The following is a 19,274-nucleotide window of genomic DNA, read 5'->3' as shown; positions in this document are numbered from 1 at the left end:
ATATTTGCAATATGAGGTTTAATGCAAATGCACGGGAGGATTCTGGTACTGGTCATTGTAACTGCTTTGGTATTCTCATCATATGCCTACCTGATAAATGAGGATCGTGGTCAGGCTTCAGTAGTGGTCAAACAACCTGGGAATGAATATTCAGTGCGCATGGTAAAAAATTATGGCATGGAGCTGATGATAAATTCCAGCGATCTGTCCTATTCCATAGTTAAATCCATGGGGTTGAATTTTAAAATCTATGGACAGTACCTAATCCTCTCTGGCTTATCGTCTTATCAGTTCTCATCTCTGGTCAGAACCCTTGATTCCTACGGTATTGGATTCATAGAGATGCCGGAGAATGCAACTGTTACCCCATACATCAATGCCACTCCAATGCAGCAATCCAACGGTCTTGTATATTCTCCGGCACAGGTTTATCAGGCATATGATTACCAACCTGCATTTTCCAGGGGTATCAACGGCATGGGCGAAACAATAGGGATAGTGGACGCATTCGGAGATCCATACCTAAACTACGATATATACGCCTTCGATCAGCTTTCGGGCCTGCCACCTGTGAATCTCAGCGTAATTTACCTAAACTTCACAGGCTTCAACCTAAATTCGCACTGGATAGAGGAAACGAGCCTTGACGTTGAATGGGCGCATGCCTCCGCCCCATACGCCAGAATTGTCCTAGTTATTTCGAACAATGATACGGTCTCAGCACTCACCTCTGCACTGAATTACATGATAAATGATGTCAGGCCGAATGTGATCTCGCTTAGCTGGGGGATAGCTGAGGATCAGCTTCCAAAAACGGATCTTATCGCCATGGATTCGATATATGAGGAGGCTAGCCAGGAGGGCATAACCATAGTGGCTGCATCTGGCGACAATGGTGCATATGATGGCACCGGAAACCTCACGGTCAATTTCCCCGCATCATCCCCTTATGTGCTATCTGTCGGAGGCGTTTCATTATTCGCATCAAACGGAAGGTTTTCGGAATCAGCGTGGGGTGGCATTTCTGACGGCAAAAGCTACGGAAGCGGTGGAGGGTACAGCTCAGTTTTCGCAAGACCCGTATGGCAGGATCCTGCAAATTACTCTTCGCAGTTCAGAGGCGTGCCGGATGTATCCATGCTTGCGAACCCAAATACCGGTGTTTTGATGATATCCGGCGCCAAGGCATATGATGCAGGCGGCACTAGCCTTGCATCCCCACTGTGGGCGGGTATAATCGCTCTGATGGATCAGGCCACTAACAGATCCTTGGGGCTTGTGGATCCTCTTTTCTACCAGATCTCGAATACACGGCTTTATAGCAACGCATTCACGCAAATTACTTCAGGATCGAATGGATATTATAATGCTAGACCTGGATGGAACCCAGTCACCGGACTCGGTACGCCTATTGTTTCAAACCTCATAAACGACTCTCTTAACATAACAAAGCCATACGGTTCCCTCTATCTTTTCAACGCGACTCCATCATCTATCTCAGCACATTTTACAGTTTTTAATGGTAACCTGACGTACCCATATATAGGATTCTACCTGAATGATTCTAATTATCTCTTCGTTGGCATATTGAATACTTCAGGTCTAAATGAGATCGTACTCATGGCCGCTGAAAACGGCACAGTGATGCAAAGCAACATCAGTCCTGCAAAGATAGGTATTGCAGATCTGTCCATTAGCGTCGTTTCCACATATAAGATAATCGTAACCTATAACGGCAAGTCCTACAGCTATGATCTCTTCATTGCGAATATCGGCATAATGAGGCCTGCGGTGGGTGTGGAGATGATAAACGCTTTGGACAATCTCAGTGCGCCAACCGTGTACATAAGCGATCTGGCGATCGATGGTCTAGGGTACGAAAACTTCAGTGCAACACAGGTACGTTACTCCGGAATAGGGCCATCGTACGATTCCCTCGCAATGACCGTGCTCACAAATGGAAGTCTTATGGCCCAGCGATCCAGCTTCTTCATACAGAAACCGGTGATCGGTAAAATAAAGACGCCATTTATACAGTATTATATGGTATTGGCGATGCCCATTGCCGTTTACTTGCATCTGAACAACAGCGTGAGATCCACATTTTACCACGATGGAAATCCAATAGAGGTGCCCTACAGCACCTATGGCGGTGCAACCATTGAGTTCAATACAACGTATTCTGGTTCCAATATAACTGTAAACATCACTCTGCCTCATGTTTATAGTCTGCAAATTCTATTCAAGCCTGATTACGGTTATTCTCCGGCCTCTGCCATTGCGATATTTGACAGATTTTATTCCTTTGTTGCAGCAAATGGTACGTCAATACCTGTGATAAATGGATCAACGACCCTTTACTTGGCCTCCTCAAAGTTTTATCCTGAGGAACTATCGTATAACATAGAAAGGAACGAAACTATCAATATAACCATGCAGCCGTACAACGCAACAGTTCTGTTAAATGTATATCCCTTGCCAGAAAATCTAACCGTATCAGGGCTTAGCCTCGCGGAGATCAATGGAAAATACTACGGAAGCTTTCATCCTGGAACGTACAGCATAAACGCATCCCTCCCCGGTTTCATCAATTACTCGCAAACAGTGACGCTGAAGCCCGGATCGGTATTCGTAGATCAGATCGATATGACCCCTTTATCTCCTATGTTAAAGATAACCGGCAACGTATCGGACGGACTTTTCAAGTTTCCCATTCCAGATGTTCTGGTGAAAACAAACACAACGAGCGCCTACACGAACGCGACCGGAAATTATGTTGTATACGCTTCAAGCGCGATAGGAAACGTCTCCTTCAGCAACCCTCTGTACCAGAAAGATTCGGTCAACTACACCGGTGCACTAGGTGAGACCGTAAATGTCGATGTGGCACTTTATCCGGCCAATGTTTCATTGCAATCCGTCTTCGTTCCAAGGATATCCAACATATTTCCTTTCCTGTTTTACATAACCTACATTTCCTGGAATGTATATACCGGGTCAGACTTCGGCGTTTATGAAATACTAATATCAAACAGCAAGTCCATGTCAGACCCACAGAAGATCATCATAACCGATCAATCGCAGAATAGCCTGTTCGTAATGGGAACAACGCCGGGGCACAGCTATTACATAGAAGAGATACTGATGCTGAGCAACGGCCAGTTTTTCCAGAGCCAGATAACGGTGATGTCCTATTCCAATCCAGTTTATCTTGCCCTCAATCTTGTAATAGTGGCCGCCATTCTGATATACGTGTACTTTGCGATTTCAATTTTCTTCAGGCGGAGGAGGGAATACTGATGGTCACCGGTATGGAATCCTTTACTAGAAGAAACGTGAGAGGAAACGATGGGAATTGTTAAGTTCATCCTGGGATGCATCATGATGGGAGAAAGGATCTGAATGGTTTCGCAGAAGTTGATCGATCTTTTTCGCAGATACTATAGAGAAAATAACATAGATCCGCCGGAACTCATAAGCAAGCGGGAAGTAGGCTACATGACGTTTTCCGGTGAGGTCATAAGACACCTGAAGATAAACAACAGGTTCGAACTTAACATGCTGCTGCGTGATGCTGCGCCCATGCATGTCTACAGTTCTGCGGCGTATTACAGAAAACCCGATGAAAGAAAGATGCCAGAAAAGGAATGGGGGGGTGCGGATCTGATCTTCGATCTGGATTCCGATCATCTCCCCGGGTCTGAAAAACTATCACAAAAGGAGATGTTAATACAGATTAGGGATCAGACTGAGAGGCTGGTAAGTGATTTCCTCATCGCAGATTTCGGTATTCCCAAGTCATCAATAAAGATATATTTTTCAGGCAACAGGGGTTATCATGTGCACATATCCGATGATCGTGTGTACAGGCTAGGATCCGACGCGAGGCGTGAAATAACTGATTATATAACGGGCAACAGCCTGGATGAAACGGTTGTAAGAAGGGCTATCGATATGCTCGGCATCGCATCAGGAGGCTGGCCAGCCGTGGTTAGTAAGGAACTGGGCGAGGCCTCCCCGGCAAACCAGAGAAGAGAATCCGATCTCAGGAAGGCAATAAAGAGGGCTAGAGAGAATCATTCTGTTCTGATAGATTCACCCGTAACCTATGATATTCATAGGATAATAAGGATGCCAAACACGCTGCATGGGAAGAGCGGTCTCATCGTAAAGGAGGTAGAAATAGATCACCTTGGAGAATTTGACCCGTTCCAGGAATGCATCCCAGATCAGTTCAGGGATGGCGAGTATGATGTTTTTCTGCCAGAGAAGATAAAACCAGTTGAGATTGGAGGGATTGAATCGCCAAAGATGCCCGGCAAGCACAGGGTTAAAACGTTCATGGCAGTTTACCTGGTGGCATCAGGGCGTGCCGTGTTTCCATAAACTGATATAGGATTGACCTGCGCTTTTGCATAATACCGGTCTGCATCGATTCTTGAGGATCCGAATCGGAGCCTCAGCAATGCACCATATCTCTTTCATCCACCGATATATATTGCGAATTGCCGCAATTGATAGATTTCAGCAACAAAGTTATATCTCGGATAAAATACCTTACCATGGGAAACTTTGGAGTTACACAGGACGAAGAGCTCGTACTTTCATTTGTCAGGAAATTTGCAGAGGAAGAACTGAAGCCTCTTGCAAAGGAAATCGATGAGAAGATGGAGGTTCCACGGAAGATAATTGACAGAATGAAGGATCTTGGCCTGTTTGCAACTTATATACCCAAGGAGTATGGCGGCTACGGCATGAGTTTTCCCTTCCTCGTCCGCGCCATAGAGGAGATCTCGAAGGCATGCCCAAGTACTGCGCTTGTTCTGGATGGTGCGCTCACACTATTTGCTGAGCCACTGATAATGTTCGGTTCCGAAGATTTAAAGAAGAGATACCTTCCCAGGGTTGCGGCGGGATCGGTGGGCGGTCTGGCCATAACAGAACCCGGGGCGGGAAGTGACGCAGCGGGAATAAGTGCAACCGCCGTCAAAAAAGGCGACAGATATGTGATAAACGGGGACAAGATATTCATCTCGAATGGAAGGATATCAGATTTCTTCGTGCTAGATGCGGTGACAGATCCAGGAAAGAGACACAGGGGAATAACGGCATTCGTTGCTGACAGGGATACTCCCGGCCTGAAGATAAGCAGGGACATCCACAAGATGGGCATAAGAGGTTCGAGCACCGTGGAGCTTGCCTTTGAGGACATGGAAATTCCAGCGGAAAACATAGTGGGAAAGGAAAATGAAGGGTTCAAGGTCATCATGGAGACCCTTGATGCAGGCAGGATCGGCATAGCCGCCCAGGCTCTTGGTATAGCAGAGAACGCGCTGGCCGAGGCAATAGATTACGTGAAGCAGAGGAAGCAGTTCGGGACGGAGATAGCCAACTTCGAGGGCATACAGTTCATGATCGCAGAGATGGCAACTGAAATAGAGGCAGCGCGCTATCTGACATACGTTGCAGCTGAGAAATGGCAGAACAAGGAGAACACCATTGAGATATCAGCCATGGCAAAGATGAAGGCCAGCGATGTTGCAATGCGAGTTACAACGGATGCTCTGCAGCTGTTCGGCGGATACGGCTACACGACCGATCTTGATGCGGAGAGGCATATGCGCGATGCAAAGATCACGCAGATATACGAAGGTACGAATCAGATACAGAGGCTGGTCATTGCAAAGGAAATACTTAAAAAAACGCGTTATTACTAACACCAACCATCCTTGACAGGGCCATTGCATTTACGGGTGCGCTCCCGTGGGGATGGTTGTTGAAATATACGAAAATGTCATCGTAATTCACTGACTTTATTTTTGAAGCTATTTCCCTGAGCTCTGCGTCTGTATACCTGTAATCGAACGGGTTCTCAGCTTTCCATCCTCCGGGGTTTCTACCGTGCAGCCTGACGTACGCCCATTTCAATCCGCTCTCTATCCTGTTCAGTCTCCTTTCAGTGCTATCAACATCCACCATCGCAACGCCGAGTCCCTCAATGGCCTCTCGAAATTTCCGATTTTCGTAGAGTGTCATATTCCTCACCTCTACAGCAGCGTTCCTGACATGGACACACTCCATGAAAGATATGAGTCTTTCAACATTGTCGACGCTGAATCGGGGTGGCATCTGGAAAAGGATCGGGCCGAGTACTCCTGATGTAGAGAGTTCATTGAGGACATTCTGTTCAAATGTTCTGAATATGCTGCAGGATCTATCCATATCTGTGAAAATGGCGTCATGTGTAATATCACCCGGCACCTTCACCGCAAATAGAAAATGCTTTCCGGACATGGCCTTTCCCCATTGCCTTGCCACATTCTTAGGAGGGATCCTGTAAAACGTGGAATCAACCTCAACTGTGTTAAATATCATCGAATAGAATGAAAGCCGGTCTGCTGTGTGTTCAGGATAGAATACCTTTTCCCATTCATCGTATGACCAGCCAGAGCATCCTAAATGTATCATCCTGAAGGTACAGTTATTTAAGGATAAATAAATTACCAGGCATGGAAAGAGCCGTACTGCGGTACAAGAACTCCGTAATTTCTGGTCTGATCATAAATGAATCAAATGGCCTCATAACCTTAAAGGCATCAAATGGGTACAATATGACCTTCGATAGGTCGGAAGTGGAATTCATAGAGAGAAAGAAGGAAGAATCGCCTGAACGCAAAAGCATAGAGGCCGTTGAAAAAGGCCAAGGCGATAGGAAGATATCTGTTCTGGCAACCGGGGGAACGATAGCTAGCCGAGTGGATTACGAGACGGGTGCCGTAAGCCCAGTTTCCGATCCAGAGCTCATCTTTGGCGGTTCTGATATATTGACGAGGTTCACCGTCGCGGTAAAGCCAATACTGAATGAATTCAGCGAGAATCTGAAGCCGGCAGACTGGATCAGAATTGGGCAAGCCGTGGCAGACGAGTCATCTGAAGCAGACGGCGTAGTTGTGGCACACGGTACTGATACCATGGCCTACACGTCCTCCGCACTGGCATTCATGTTCGAGAGAATGCGAGTTCCAGTCGTATTCGTTGGCGCCCAGAGGAGCTCAGACAGGCCTAGCTCTGATTCCAGGGAGAACATGCAAGCGGCCATCAACTTCGCCGGAACGGATCTGGGTGAAGTTGGCATATCGATGCATGCTTCAACCTCAGATGGCCATGTATCACTTCTTCGATCCGTCCGATCAAGAAAAATGCACACCTCAAGGCGCGATGCTTTTGAGAGCATCGGCATCCCTCCACTGGCGGAGTATGATGGATCGGTCAAGTTTCTGATCGACTACAGGAGAGTTTCCGATACAGTGGAATTCAGACCGGACCTTGACGATAGGGTTTCGATGATCTACTTTCATCCGGGATTGAATGCAGGCGATCTGGAGAACATGATCGCTGAAAAGCATGCTGTTGTGATCCTGGGTACTGGCCTAGGACATATGGCGAAGGATCTCATACCTGTGGTGAAAAAATACACTGCAGATGGAAACTACGCCATAATGGCGTCACAATGCATATACGGATCAACGGATCTCAATGTATACTCAACGGGGCGTGAACTTCTGGCGGCTGGTGTGATAGAGGCAGGGAATATGGTGCCTGAAGTGGCCTATGTGAAGGCCATGTATCTGCTTGGCCAATACCCTCATGATCTTTTCAGAGATCTTTTCAGGAAGAATATGCGTGGCGAGATAGTTGAAAGGGATCTGCCGGTGGAGATAATAAAGCTGGGGAGGTGATGCTGATTGGATACGAAGATCGGTCTTGAGGTGCATTTTCAGCTGAATACGGGAAAGTTGTTCTGCAGGTGCCCCGTTGAGCAGTCCAGTGGCGAGTTAATGAGATTCAGCAGAAAGCTTCACATATCGGCAAGCGAGCTAGGAAACATAGACGCAGCCGCCTCCTATGAGAGCATGAGATCGAGAAGTTTCCAGTACGTAGTTACGGATAACTCATGCCTTGTAGAGATGGACGAGGAACCGCCGAAAACACCTGATGAAAGGGCTATAGCAACAGCTATTTCAGTGAGCAAGGCGTTGAATTGCGATATCGTTGACCACATCACCTACATGAGGAAGATAGTGATCGACGGTTCAAACACGACGGGTTTCCAGAGGACAGCGATAGTTGGGATAAATGGCCACATAGAGACCAGCAAGGGTCCGGTAAGGATATCCACTGTGTGCCTGGAGGAGGATGCCGCAAGAAAGATCGAAGAGATAGGGAATACTGTGGTATACTCACTGGACAGGCTGGGCATACCTCTGATAGAGATATCTACTGAGCCAGATATAGTGGATGAGGACCATGCCGTTGAGGTTGCGAGATCAATCGGCTATATAGTCATCTCCACTGGAAATGCGAGGCATGCGGTTGATGCTGTCAGACAGGATGTGAATTTCTCTATGGGTTACGGTAGGGTGGAGATAAAGGGCGTCTCAAAACTTACGCAGATCAGGGACGTGATCAGATATGAAAAGGAGCGGCAAGAGAACCTGAGGGCAGCCGTTGACCTGATCAAATCACGGGGTGGCCTGGACAGAGTCAGCTTCAACCTGAAGGATGTTTCAGATCTTTTTGCAGGGACAAAGTCTAAGATCATAAGAAGTGGTATCGAAAGTGGAGGGGTATATGCTGGGATCCTGAAGAATATGGCAGGTACGCTCAAAAACGGCAAGCTCAGGATGGGGAAAGAGATAGCTGATCTGGTAAGATCATACGGAATCAAGGGTGTGATGCATTCCGATGAGCTTCCAGGCTATGGCTTGACCCAGGATGAGGTAGAGGCACTGTACCGCTATCTTGGAAAGGGTGATAACGACGCTGTATTGCTTATCGCCATAAACCAATCGCGCGTCAAAATGATTGAGAATTCAATATTTGACAGGATTCAGAAGATAATCTCTATGGATCTTTCAGAGACTAGGGGCCCAGCTGGGGAAGAAACTGTTTTTCTCAGGCCCATGCCAGGAAAAGACAGAATGTATCCTGAAACAGACATACCGGTGATCAAGGTTGATTCAAAGCTGATGGAGATGTCATCGTCAATAAAGCCTAGGACATACGCTGAGGTTGTCCAGGATCTTGTGGATAGATATGGAATATCAAAGCAAAATGCGGAGTACATCGCATCGGAAATGGTGGTTGATGCATTCAGGAATATCGCTGAGTTTGTAGAGGCCAGGGAAGCCGCAAGGATACTCACACAGATAGTACCGGATCTTGAAAGGAGGACTAAGAAAATTATAGATCATGACCGAATAATCGAGTTATGCAGGAGATCCAAAGATCTGCACTTTGACAGATACCAGCTTGAGATGGCCCTGGAAATATTGTACGAAAGGGATGACGTTGCCTCGGTACTCGGTGATTCAAGGCTTAAGGAGCTGAGCAGGGAGGAGATTAAGAGCATCATACGAGAGATCCTCAGCAGTGGCAGAAATGCAACACAGAATTCAATAATAGCGCTGATCAAGGAAAAGACAGAAAGAGTCTTCGATCCAAGGGTCGCCATGGAATGCTTCAACGAGGTTAAAAATAAAAATAATGTATTTTAATTATTGTATCAATATTAATCAATATAATGTATAAATACGAATGCAAAACGTCATTTTTTTATTAATGAGGATCGTTTTTCTGAATGAATAGATATAGAACGTTTATGAAGTTGCGTTAATAGTTATGATATGACGATTATGTCAAAAAATAAATCGAATTCAAATTATAAGATTGCCGCGTAGCATTTGCAAAAGAAATCTTATATAATGTCAAACGATACTCTCAATATGTTAGATGGGTATATCCCTCTGCTCATAATCATTGTCGTAATACCTCTGGCGCTGATATTCGGCTTCAAAATTCTCCCTGCCCTCGGTGCCAACAGGTATGGTGATAACACGGTCAAGCTTGATACAGAAACCATTCTGAAAAAGGCCGCCTATGAGGATACGCCTCCAGGCGTTGATCAGAAATATCTGGAACCTTATGAGAGCGGTGAGGTTGCCAGGGAGATCTGGGGCAAGCCGTCCATAAACCAGTATTATGTCGTTGTGCTTCTTTTCGTGGTATTCGATGTGGATATGCTTCTTCTGTTTCCATGGGCTGTTGATTTCAAACAGCTTGGCCTTATAAAGTTTATCGAAACGCTTATATTTCTCGCGATGCCACTGTTTGGCGTCTATTACGCTTTCAAACATGGATATATGAGGTGGTTAAAATAAAGACTGGAGAGGTGGGTGTGGTAACAACCACACTTGATCAGGCCCTTGAATGGGCAAGAAGCAATTCACTCTGGCCGCTCACCTTCGGGCTTGCATGCTGTGCCATCGAAATGATGGCGATTCAGGCTTCAGACATGGATATCTCCAGGTTCGGCAGCGAGATATTCAGAAATTCTCCGAGGCAGTCCGATCTTATGATAGTTTCCGGTACGGTTACAAAGAAGATGGCTCCGAGAGTACGCAGGATATACGATGAAATGCCGTATCCGAAGTACGTCATAGCTCAGGGTGTGTGCGTGATACAGGGCGGTCCGTATAACCAGGGATATTCCGTGGTTCTAGGCGTGGATCGTGTCGTGCCGGTTGACGTTTACATACCTGGATGCCCACCCACGCCTGAAGCGCTCACGAACGGCATAATCCTGCTTCAGAAGAAGATAAGAGGGGAGGCGGATAGATAATGGTGGACATAATCGCAGAGGAAAAGACGAAGGACGGAAGGAAGGTCATCAGGGTGGCGAAGGAGAACCTCTTGGATCTGATGAAGGAACTAAAGTCACAGGGATACAATCTGTCACTCACAACTGCAGTTGATTATGTCGACCATATAGAGGTCGTGTATCATCTTTATAATATGCAGAAAAATGAATATATCATAGTCAAAACAGAGACCAGGGACAACCACGTTCCGAGCCTTACATCACTTTGGAATGCCGCAAACTGGGATGAAAGGGAAGAATACGATCTCGTGGGCGTTATATTTGACGGCCATCCAAACCTGAAGAGGCTTTTCCTGCCTGAGGGATGGGTTGGACATCCCCTAAGAAAGAATTACGATCTGAGCAAGGCCCAGTATGTGAACATGGACGAGGAAGGCAACGACTATGTTACCTTTGATCCGGAGGGTGGTTGGTGATGGCTGAGTGGACAGAGGTTAACTTTGGTCCGCAGCACCCTTCGATGCATGGTGTCCTGAGGCTTCGGGTGAAGCTGGATGGAGAAATAGTAAAGGAGGTAGAGCCGATCATAGGATACCTTCATAGAAATGCCGAGAAGATCGGAGAATTGCAGTTCTACTGCGACAATATGATCTACTTTGACAGAATGGATTATGTTGCCGCTATGAACATGGAGGTCGGCTATCTGGAGGCTGCAGAAAAATTGCTGGATATAGAGGTTCCAGAAAGGGCACAGTGGATACGAGTGATGATGGCGGAACTCAACAGGATCGCTAGCCACCTCGTATGGCTGGGTGCATTTGGCTTGGATCTAGGAATGCTGACACCGTTCTTCTACTGCTTCAAGGAGAGGGAGAAGATACTCAAGATATTCACGGAGGTTTCAGGATCAAGGCAGCAGCTCAACTACATGAGCATAGGCGGAGTTTATCAGGATGTGACCGATGAGGCCCTGGACCACATAAAGACCTTTATACGGGAGTTTCCCAAGGAGCTGAATAAGATAGAGAGCCTCTTCGTCAAGAATGACGTATTCATATCCAGGACGAAGGGCATCGGCATTCTCAGCAAGGAGATGGCAATAGATTATGGTGTCACAGGTCCAATGCTGAGGGCATCTGGAGTGGAATATGATGTGAGGAAAGCCCAGCCCTATCTTGTATACGATAAGGTCAATTTTGACATTCCTGTATCGTTCAAGGGAGACAACCTGGCGAGGTTCCTTGTACGTGTAGAGGAAATGAGGCAGTCGGTGAAAATAGTGGAACAGACCATACAGAAGCTGCCTGCAGGCCCGTACTTCAATCAGAAGGCGAAGAAGCCTCTGATGATTAGGCTCCGTGGCCAGGGAGAGGTGTATGCCAGGACTGAATCTCCAAAGGGCGAATTCGGTGTTTACCTGATCGGAGATGGTTCCCTGCGTCCATACAGGGTAAGGGTCAGAAGCCCTACGTTCAAGAACCTCTCCGTTCTTCCGGCACTGGCCAAGGACCAGATGATCGCGGATCTAATATCCATAGGCGGTTCAATAGACCTTGTTTTTGGTGAGGTGGATAGATGAACATACTGTTAAGATTGCAGCTTTTCTTTCAGATAACAGGGCACTACGCATCCTATTTTCTGGCCTACATATTCGAAACGATATTCTTCCTGATATTTGTGGTCGTTGCCCTAATTGCCATGATATACATATTCAGAAAGTATATGGCGAGGCTGCAGTTGAGGATCGGACCTAACAGGGTTGGGAAATTCGGTTTGCTGCAGCTCATAGCTGATGCACTGAAGCTTGTCGGAAAGGAATCGATAATACCGAAGCTAAGGGACGACTTTGCATACAAGGCTGCACCGTACATAGTTTTCATAGGACTCGTAGTTGGCTTCGTCCTCATACCTTATGGCAGCTTCTACTGGATAGGATCACTGACCATAACGCATTCCAACGTATCCCTTATACTGTTCTTCGGGGCAATAGCAATGATGCCTATAGGCGAGGTTCTGGCCGGCATAAGTTCTCACAACAAATACGCCGTGATAGGTGCCTTCAGAGGCATAGCCAAGGATGTCTCCTTTGAGGTACCCATGATGATAAGTGCAGTTTCGCTCGTTATGATGGATTCCGCGTTGAGCAGAACTCCTCTGAACTTTGAGACGCTCGTCTCGACGCAGTTCATACCGTTCGGAATTCTGCAGCCTCTGGGCCTGTTCGTCTTCATGGTGGCTATGATCGCAAGATCATCATATACGCCATTCGATCTCTCAGAGAGCGACAGCGAAATTGTGTCCGGATACTCCACCGAATATTCTGGAATGAGGTTCGGTCTCTTCTACATGGGAATGTTCGGGAGCATATTCCTAGGCTCACTCGTCGTATCGCTCCTCTATCTCGGAGGTTTCAACGGCCCATATTCATCATACGCCGGATTCATCTATCTTCTTATCAAGGGTCTCATACTGGTCCTGATATCTTTCCTTATATGGCTTTCAATGCCCAGGATCAGGGTTGACAGGTTCATCAACTTTGGCTGGAAGATCCTTCTGCCAATATCCATTATCAATCTGATTTGGGCAGGATTTCTGACGCTGGGGGTGATATCATGATAGAGGTTAAAGAACCAAAAAGAATTCCGCTTATAGGATCGCTTCAGGGTATGTATACTGTCTTCAAGCATCTCTTCAAGAAACCAATAACCGTACAGTACCCTGAAGAAAAGGCGTACACACCGGCTAGGTTCAAGTTCAGGATCTTCCTGAGCATGGATGACTGTGTTGGTTGCACGCTCTGCGAACAGGTATGCCCAAACCTATCCATAAGGATGATAGTTGTTGAGAGGAACAACCCGCACAATAAGAGAAACTTGTATCCACAGGTAAACTTCGGTACCTGCACTGTCTGCCGCAATTGCGAAGAGATATGCCCGACGGAGGCAATATACCTAACGCATGAACTAGAAACAGCACGCACAAGGAATAACTTCTTCTACAGCCCGGAAGAACTGGAAAAGACGGAGAGCGAGGTGAAGAAATGATATACACGCTCATATTCTCGCTCATAGCGATATTTCTAATAGCGTTCTCCGTTATGTCCGTCAGAGAGAAGAATCTGACGCATTCGGTGATATACCTGTTTCTGTTCCTCATAATTCTCGCATCGGAATTTCTATTCATCGGTGCCTCATTCATAGCCGCTGTGGAAGTTCTAGTTTACATAGGTGCAGTCGTCACGATACTAGCTTTCACCGTTATGCTCACAGGAGGTAAGGAAATTGAATAAGTATCTTGCTCTGGCTGCGGTCATACTGTTTTTCATAGCAGTGATCGTTCCAGTTCTAATGATGTCCGGGACTTTCATACCAGTGTCTCAAAATATAACGTTTTACGGATACGATATATTCAACCAATATGTGGTACCCTTCGAACTCATATCTGTGGTCATCGTGGGTGCAGTGCTCGGCGTAATGTATGTGGCAAAGGGTGATGAGTGATGTTTATATCAGCAATCAGCTTCGTTGCCATACTGCTTTTTGTAATAGGGCTGTATGGCGTAATGACTTCCAGGGTCGGAATAAAGATGCTGATCTCGATCGAAATCATGATAAATTCCGCAATACTGAATGTTATAGGGATAGGATCATACTACTATGCCCATTCCGGGACTATATCTCCCTATGTCTTTGCGCTGTTTGCGATAGCGATAGGAGTTGTTGAATCTGCAGTTGGCCTGGGGCTGCTCATAGCGGTTTATCACAGGTTCGGAAAGATTGATATCTCCCTGCTCAAGGAGATAAGGTGGTGACGATGTACATATACGGCTGGATGATATTCATTTCGCCTCTGATCGGCTTTCTCCTTACGCTGATCATAGGCAAGTACTATAGAAGGTGGTCCGGAGCCATTGCCTCGTTCTTTATATTCTTGGCCTTCATCTTCTCCGTCATAACCTACTTCACGGTCATAAAGCATCCCATTTACAATAGCTACACATGGTTCTACAATATAGACTTCGGTATCTACATTGACAATCTTGCGATAGTTATGGCGATGATGGTTTCGTTCGTTTCACTGATGATACACCTCTTCGCAATATACTACATGAAGGATGATCCGAACAAGCACGTCTACTTCGCTGAAACTGCATTATTTACCGCAGGAATGCTCGGTCTGGTGATATCATCAAATCTCGTCTTGCTCTTTCTGTTCTGGGAGCTCGTGGGTCTGTGTTCTTACCTCCTGATAGGATTCTGGTTCTTCAAGCCAAATGCAACCGCAGCAGCCAAGAAGGCCTTTATAGTGACGAGGGTTGGCGATCTCTCCTTCATAATAGGCATGTCCATACTTTACTATTCACTCATAAATGTTACAAAGGATCCGCTTAGCATACCGTACCTCATATCCAATGCGAGCTCCATCGCTGTAGCCATTGGAAAGGTAAGACTCGGCATAATAGCTATATTCATTCTCGGCGCCGCTATTGGAAAATCAGCACAGTTCCCACTCCATGTATGGATACCGGACGCCATGGAAGGCCCGACCACTGTCTCAGCACTGATCCATGCTGCTACGATGGTCACCGCAGGAGTTTATCTGGTTGCCAGGCTGTTCCAGGTCTTTCTATATGCGGCACCTTTCGCCATGTACGCGGTCGCCATAGTTGGATCATTCACGGCACTGTATGCCGGTATAGTGGGCCTTGTAGTTAATGATGTGAAGAGAATACTGGCATATTCGACGATAAGCCAGCTTGGATACATGCTGGCGGCCATTGGTCTGGCGCCCATAATTGGAGGTGTGGCAGTCTCGCTGGGTATGTTCCACCTCATCTCGCATGCGATATTCAAAGCTCTCCTCTTCATGAGTGCCGGTGCATTCCTCGTAGCAATGATGGATCTGAGGGACGCAAAGCAGATGGGCGGTCTCTGGAAGAGGATGCCTGTAACAACTACGCTGTTCTTCATAGGCTCACTTGCTCTTGTGGCGTTTCCTGGTACATCGGGTTATTTCTCCAAGGACCCGATTATATTTGCGTCATATAATTATTTCACCAAATCGCTTTCAGTCGCTGGATTCCTTCCATTACTGTTCCTGATGACCGGATCTCTGCTGACGACACTATACACATTCCGCATGTTCTTCCTTGTTGCAGTCGGAAAGCCTAGATCTACGCTGGCTGAAAGAGCTAGGGATCCGCCAATAGTGGCACTGCTTCCGCTAATGGTACTGTCTATATTCGCACTTATACTCGGTGTCTGGCAGGTACCATTCTATAGCTTTGTAAAGCCGACGCTTGATCTTTCGCCATACAGTGTTTCGGTTCCAACCGCGCCTATTTACATAACAACACTTCCAATAATACTGCTGGCCATTGGCTTTTTCGTTGATCTTTATATATATGGGTTTGAGAAGTGGAAAACCTGGGACATATCAAAGACATGGTACTACAAGCTCGTCAAGAACAAATTTTACATTGATGTATTATACACAAGGATAATATCGGAACGCGTTATCCTGCCACTTTCAGCCGCATTCAGTGGATTTGAAAATGCGTACAACGGATCTGTAAACAAACTTGGATCAGATACGGTTTCAACAGGAACCTATTTCAGGAGGTTGCAATCCGGAGTCTTCGAGAACTATGTTGCAGTGCTTATAATTGCGGCAATCTTGATATTCATAATAATTGAGATCGTGGAGCTGGTGTAAAATGTTTGCATTCTATATTTTGATAATATCTATAATATTCGGAATCGCTGCTTTCTTCACTGGACGCTATGCAAAGGAAACAGCATCGGTACTGTCTGGCATACTGCTCATACTTATAGCTGCATTTTCTATACTACGCTTCTCATCATATAGCGGTGGATTCATATCGCAGTACAGCATAACGATCTCCAGAAGCATTGGCCTCTATTTCTCCGTAGGTGTAAGCGGACTGACTGATGCCCTGCTCATTCTGACTGGAATAGTGATGCTCGTATCGATACTTATAACGGACAGGAAATACGGATCGGTGTTCTTCGGGCTGGAAATGCTTGTTGAGGTTGGCCTAATAGGTCTTCTTATCTCCAGGGATTTTCTGTTCTTCTACATCTTCTGGGAGCTCGTATTAGTGCCTGTGTACTTCATGATCGGCAGGTATGGAAGGGATAACAAGGATTCCATATCGCTGAAATTCTTTGTTTACACACACATAGGTTCCGTCTTCATTCTCCTTTCGATATTCACACTTTACTCCTATTCGTTTTCATATCTAGGATACTACACATTTGAAATTGGCCCGCTGATGAGTATAGTTCATTCCCTGCCGGTGTTCGAACTAGGTTTTGTCCTGTTTGGCTTCCTGTTCGGATTCCTCGTGAAGATGCCGTCATTCCCAATACATTCCTGGCTGCCAGATTCCTACTATTCTGCTCCATACCCAGCAACAGTGATCCTGGCAGGTGCAATATCCATGATGGGAGGTTACGGTCTCTTTGGCATATTGATGGAGGCATACAGCGCAATACCTCTATGGGTTCTGTACATCCTAGAAGCTCTTGGCATAATGAGCATAATATACTTTGCTCTGACAGCCATGTTCCAGAGGAACATAAAGAAGATGATGGCCTTTGCCAGCGCATCCGCCATGGGCTTCGTCACCCTCTCCTTCGCCGCTTCTATAATCGAATCCTCAGGCGTAGATTACAGCGTCAAATACATCGAGGCAGCGGGAGGTATGTTCCAGATAGTCGCACACGGCCTTATAATGGCACTCGTATTCTCCGCACTTTATTACATAAATAGAAACACCAAAACGGATTCTGTTTATGGCCTGGGTGGTATATACCGTGAGGCTCCGATGCTGGCTTCATTTTCATTGATAGGCTTCCTTGCTTCACTGGGTCTCCCTGGCTTTGCAGGCTTCATAGGCGAATTTTCGATAGTGGTTGGAGTGTTCCAGGCCATAAGCTGGTACATATTCTTTGTGATATTTGGCATGATAATAACTGCCTCCTATCACATATGGACAGCGCAGAGATCATTATATGGGCCCTACAACGAGAATCTTGGGTTCATAAGGGATGTGAGGGTTAGCGAATTTCTCATACTGGTGTTCCTGGTGCTCGTTATCTTTCTATTCGGTGTGTATCCGAATTTGATCTTCCACAATCTAGTTAATTACACCAGCAACATATTCGGGGTGATTCAATGAGCGATATAGCACTGTTCTATCCTGAGATATTCCTGGCGATCATGGGCTTTGTTGTCCTGGCCGTCGGAATACCGGTAAGGAAATCTATTGTCAATGCCGCAATAACATTTGCCACCTTGGCAGTAGCCATAATAATGATTGCGTTCACGCCGTATTCCTCTGCATATGGAATTACGGTGAACAAGTTCTCTGAGTACTTCGCTATCGTGCTGCTGATATCCGCGCTATTCATATCTTTGCCAGTGGCCAAGTACCTCGGAAAGAGGTCGGAGATATTCTACTCTGCACTGATATTCTCAGCACTTGGCATGATATTTGTGGCTGAAACATGGAACCTGATAATAGCCTTCGTTGCGTTCGAATCTGTCAGTATAATGACCTACATCATGTCAGCATATGGAGGCAAGCAGAGAAATCTTGAAGCCACCGTCAAGTACTTCTTCACAGGAACTATAGCGACCACGTTCATTATACTGGGCATCGCATTCTACTTCTTCTCCGTTGGTACGTTCACTCTCTCCACATCAACGACAATGGTGTCGGCAGACAAACCAACCATGCTTCTAGCCCTTCTGTTCCTGCTGATAGGCTTCGGTTTCAAGCTTGCAATATTCCCGATGCACCAGTGGGCCATAGACGCATACGATGGTACTGAAAACGACGTCTCAGCCTTTCTCTCCACTGGAACAAAGATAATGGCATTCGTGATAGTGCTGAAGATATTCCTCGTGGGCTTCAGCTCCTACACCGCACCGGTTTATTTCTTCTTCGTGATACTGTCCGTTCTTACCATGACCTATGCGAACGTGGCCGCCCTCTCGCAGAACAACGTAAAGAGGTTGCTTGCATACTCATCCGTTGCACAAGCCGGATACCTAATACTGGTGCTTGCCGTTGTATCATACGTGGGCATCGGCAATAAACCAAGTGTGGTCGACCTTGCTATCGCATCAGGTATGTTCTATTCCCTTGTCTACATATTCATGAAGGGAGGATCCTTCCTTGCAATGAATATGGTGAAGCAGGAGAACGTAACATTCGATGCAATATCCGGTCTGGGAAAGAAATCGCCATACGTTGCGGCCAGCTTCTCCATACTTCTGCTTAGCCTTGCTGGAATACCGCTTACTGGAGGTTTTCTGGCTAAGTATTTCCTCTTCCTTTCCGTGATAGATGGAGGGCTCTGGTGGCTGGCGGTTATCGCCATACTGAACAGTGCAATCTCCGTATTCTATTACATGAAGGTTATGAGATACCTGTTCTGGGAGGATCCGAAAAGCGAATTCTCAACAGACAATGGGAACAAGGCTATGGTCATAATCTCTGCTGCTATAGTGGTCTTTCTCGGGGTATTTTACGTGATGTTTCCGATGCTTGTTAATATTTCAACGCAGCTGGTGGGGTGATGTA

The 19,274-nt window shown here is 46.3% G+C and carries 18 protein-coding genes; 17 read left to right on the top strand and 1 reads right to left on the bottom strand.

The features are described from left to right. Positions 1-21 precede the first annotated feature (21 nt). The 3 genes from TA_RS05040 to TA_RS05030 all read left to right on the top strand — a co-directional run bounded on the left by TA_RS05040 (position 22) and on the right by TA_RS05030 (position 5,717). Complete coding sequence (locus TA_RS05040; protein WP_083808322.1) at positions 22-3,300, top strand: S53 family peptidase; 3,279 nt, start codon at positions 22-24, stop codon at positions 3,298-3,300. A gap of 102 nt (positions 3,301-3,402) precedes the next feature. Continuing rightward, a complete protein-coding gene (gene priS, locus TA_RS05035) occupies positions 3,403-4,386 on the top strand; it encodes a DNA primase small subunit PriS (RefSeq protein WP_010901386.1) in 984 nt (327 codons plus the stop codon). 176 nt (positions 4,387-4,562) lie between these two features. Continuing rightward, positions 4,563-5,717, top strand: a complete 1,155-nt coding sequence (locus TA_RS05030) for an acyl-CoA dehydrogenase (RefSeq protein ID WP_010901385.1) — start codon at positions 4,563-4,565, stop codon at positions 5,715-5,717. Here TA_RS05030 and TA_RS05025 read toward each other — a convergent pair. Beyond that, complete coding sequence (locus TA_RS05025) at positions 5,695-6,468, bottom strand: DUF72 domain-containing protein (protein WP_010901384.1); 774 nt, start codon at positions 6,466-6,468, stop codon at positions 5,695-5,697. The genes TA_RS05030 and TA_RS05025 overlap by 23 nt on opposite strands. A gap of 41 nt (positions 6,469-6,509) precedes the next feature. On the opposite strand from TA_RS05025, the gene gatD reads away from it, so the two are divergent. The 14 genes from gatD (at position 6,510) to nuoN (ending at position 19,270) form a co-directional block, all read left to right on the top strand. Further along, positions 6,510-7,739 carry a Glu-tRNA(Gln) amidotransferase subunit GatD gene (gene gatD / locus TA_RS05020; RefSeq protein WP_010901383.1) on the top strand — a complete coding sequence of 410 codons (1,230 nt, stop codon included), beginning with the start codon at positions 6,510-6,512 and terminating at the stop codon, positions 7,737-7,739. Positions 7,740-7,745: 6 nt separating this feature from the next. Beyond that, positions 7,746-9,557 carry a Glu-tRNA(Gln) amidotransferase subunit GatE gene (gene gatE, locus TA_RS05015; protein WP_010901382.1) on the top strand — a complete coding sequence of 604 codons (1,812 nt, stop codon included), beginning with the start codon at positions 7,746-7,748 and terminating at the stop codon, positions 9,555-9,557. Between the two features lie 228 nt (positions 9,558-9,785). Then, the gene (gene ndhC, locus TA_RS05010; protein WP_241761811.1) at positions 9,786-10,220 is read left to right on the top strand and encodes an NADH-quinone oxidoreductase subunit A; all 435 of its coding nucleotides are present in this window, start codon (positions 9,786-9,788) and stop codon (positions 10,218-10,220) included. Further along, a complete protein-coding gene (locus tag TA_RS05005) occupies positions 10,208-10,681 on the top strand; it encodes an NADH-quinone oxidoreductase subunit B (protein WP_010901380.1) in 474 nt (157 codons plus the stop codon). Before ndhC ends, TA_RS05005 begins: the two co-directional genes overlap by 13 nt. Beyond that, positions 10,681-11,136, top strand: coding sequence for an NADH-quinone oxidoreductase subunit C (locus TA_RS05000; RefSeq protein WP_048161889.1), 456 nt, complete (start codon positions 10,681-10,683; stop codon positions 11,134-11,136). Before TA_RS05005 ends, TA_RS05000 begins: the two co-directional genes overlap by 1 nt. Further along, the gene (locus TA_RS04995) at positions 11,136-12,239 is read left to right on the top strand and encodes an NADH-quinone oxidoreductase subunit D (protein WP_010901378.1); all 1,104 of its coding nucleotides are present in this window, start codon (positions 11,136-11,138) and stop codon (positions 12,237-12,239) included. Before TA_RS05000 ends, TA_RS04995 begins: the two co-directional genes overlap by 1 nt. Continuing rightward, on the top strand, positions 12,236-13,276 hold the full coding sequence (nuoH, locus tag TA_RS04990; protein ID WP_048161887.1) for an NADH-quinone oxidoreductase subunit NuoH: 1,041 nt from the start codon (positions 12,236-12,238) through the stop codon (positions 13,274-13,276). Before TA_RS04995 ends, nuoH begins: the two co-directional genes overlap by 4 nt. Further along, positions 13,273-13,704 (top strand): NADH-quinone oxidoreductase subunit NuoI, encoded by a 432-nt coding sequence (gene nuoI, locus TA_RS04985; protein ID WP_241761810.1) that lies wholly within the window; start codon positions 13,273-13,275, stop codon positions 13,702-13,704. Before nuoH ends, nuoI begins: the two co-directional genes overlap by 4 nt. Continuing rightward, the gene (locus tag TA_RS04980) at positions 13,701-13,949 is read left to right on the top strand and encodes an NADH-quinone oxidoreductase subunit J (RefSeq protein ID WP_010901375.1); all 249 of its coding nucleotides are present in this window, start codon (positions 13,701-13,703) and stop codon (positions 13,947-13,949) included. The genes nuoI and TA_RS04980 overlap by 4 nt, the downstream gene beginning before the upstream one ends. Next, a complete protein-coding gene (locus TA_RS04975) occupies positions 13,942-14,160 on the top strand; it encodes an NADH dehydrogenase subunit J (RefSeq protein ID WP_010901374.1) in 219 nt (72 codons plus the stop codon). Before TA_RS04980 ends, TA_RS04975 begins: the two co-directional genes overlap by 8 nt. Next, positions 14,160-14,471, top strand: coding sequence for an NADH-quinone oxidoreductase subunit NuoK (gene nuoK, locus TA_RS04970; protein WP_048161884.1), 312 nt, complete (start codon positions 14,160-14,162; stop codon positions 14,469-14,471). The genes TA_RS04975 and nuoK overlap by 1 nt, the downstream gene beginning before the upstream one ends. Positions 14,472-14,473: 2 nt before the next feature. Then, positions 14,474-16,375 (top strand): NADH-quinone oxidoreductase subunit 5 family protein, encoded by a 1,902-nt coding sequence (locus TA_RS04965; protein ID WP_048161882.1) that lies wholly within the window; start codon positions 14,474-14,476, stop codon positions 16,373-16,375. 1 nt (position 16,376) lies between these two features. Continuing rightward, a complete protein-coding gene (locus tag TA_RS04960; RefSeq protein WP_048161880.1) occupies positions 16,377-17,864 on the top strand; it encodes an NADH-quinone oxidoreductase subunit M in 1,488 nt (495 codons plus the stop codon). Beyond that, positions 17,861-19,270, top strand: a complete 1,410-nt coding sequence (nuoN, locus tag TA_RS04955) for an NADH-quinone oxidoreductase subunit NuoN (protein ID WP_010901370.1) — start codon at positions 17,861-17,863, stop codon at positions 19,268-19,270. The genes TA_RS04960 and nuoN overlap by 4 nt, the downstream gene beginning before the upstream one ends. Positions 19,271-19,274 lie beyond the last annotated feature (4 nt).

This window comes from Thermoplasma acidophilum DSM 1728, assembly GCF_000195915.1.
Taxonomy (GTDB): Archaea; Thermoplasmatota; Thermoplasmata; order Thermoplasmatales; family Thermoplasmataceae; genus Thermoplasma; species Thermoplasma acidophilum.
Note: the sequence above shows the minus strand (reverse complement) of the source record. Positions and strands in the feature narration are given on the sequence as shown.

Bases quoted from the DNA above. Each gene is read 5' to 3' on its own strand.
- TA_RS05040 (WP_083808322.1), top strand. From the start codon at position 22: ATGCAAATGCACGGGAGGATTCTGGTACTGGTCATTGTAACTGCTTTG.
- priS (WP_010901386.1), top strand. From the start codon at position 3,403: ATGGTTTCGCAGAAGTTGATCGATCTTTTTCGCAGATACTATAGAGAA.
- TA_RS05030 (WP_010901385.1), top strand. From the start codon at position 4,563: ATGGGAAACTTTGGAGTTACACAGGACGAAGAGCTCGTACTTTCATTT.
- TA_RS05025 (WP_010901384.1), bottom strand. From the start codon at position 6,468: ATGATACATTTAGGATGCTCTGGCTGGTCATACGATGAATGGGAAAAG.
- gatD (WP_010901383.1), top strand. From the start codon at position 6,510: ATGGAAAGAGCCGTACTGCGGTACAAGAACTCCGTAATTTCTGGTCTG.
- ndhC (WP_241761811.1), top strand. From the start codon at position 9,786: ATGTTAGATGGGTATATCCCTCTGCTCATAATCATTGTCGTAATACCT.
- TA_RS05000 (WP_048161889.1), top strand. From the start codon at position 10,681: ATGGTGGACATAATCGCAGAGGAAAAGACGAAGGACGGAAGGAAGGTC.
- TA_RS04995 (WP_010901378.1), top strand. From the start codon at position 11,136: ATGGCTGAGTGGACAGAGGTTAACTTTGGTCCGCAGCACCCTTCGATG.
- nuoH (WP_048161887.1), top strand. From the start codon at position 12,236: ATGAACATACTGTTAAGATTGCAGCTTTTCTTTCAGATAACAGGGCAC.
- nuoI (WP_241761810.1), top strand. From the start codon at position 13,273: ATGATAGAGGTTAAAGAACCAAAAAGAATTCCGCTTATAGGATCGCTT.
- TA_RS04980 (WP_010901375.1), top strand. From the start codon at position 13,701: ATGATATACACGCTCATATTCTCGCTCATAGCGATATTTCTAATAGCG.
- nuoK (WP_048161884.1), top strand. From the start codon at position 14,160: ATGTTTATATCAGCAATCAGCTTCGTTGCCATACTGCTTTTTGTAATA.
- TA_RS04965 (WP_048161882.1), top strand. From the start codon at position 14,474: ATGTACATATACGGCTGGATGATATTCATTTCGCCTCTGATCGGCTTT.
- TA_RS04960 (WP_048161880.1), top strand. From the start codon at position 16,377: ATGTTTGCATTCTATATTTTGATAATATCTATAATATTCGGAATCGCT.
- nuoN (WP_010901370.1), top strand. From the start codon at position 17,861: ATGAGCGATATAGCACTGTTCTATCCTGAGATATTCCTGGCGATCATG.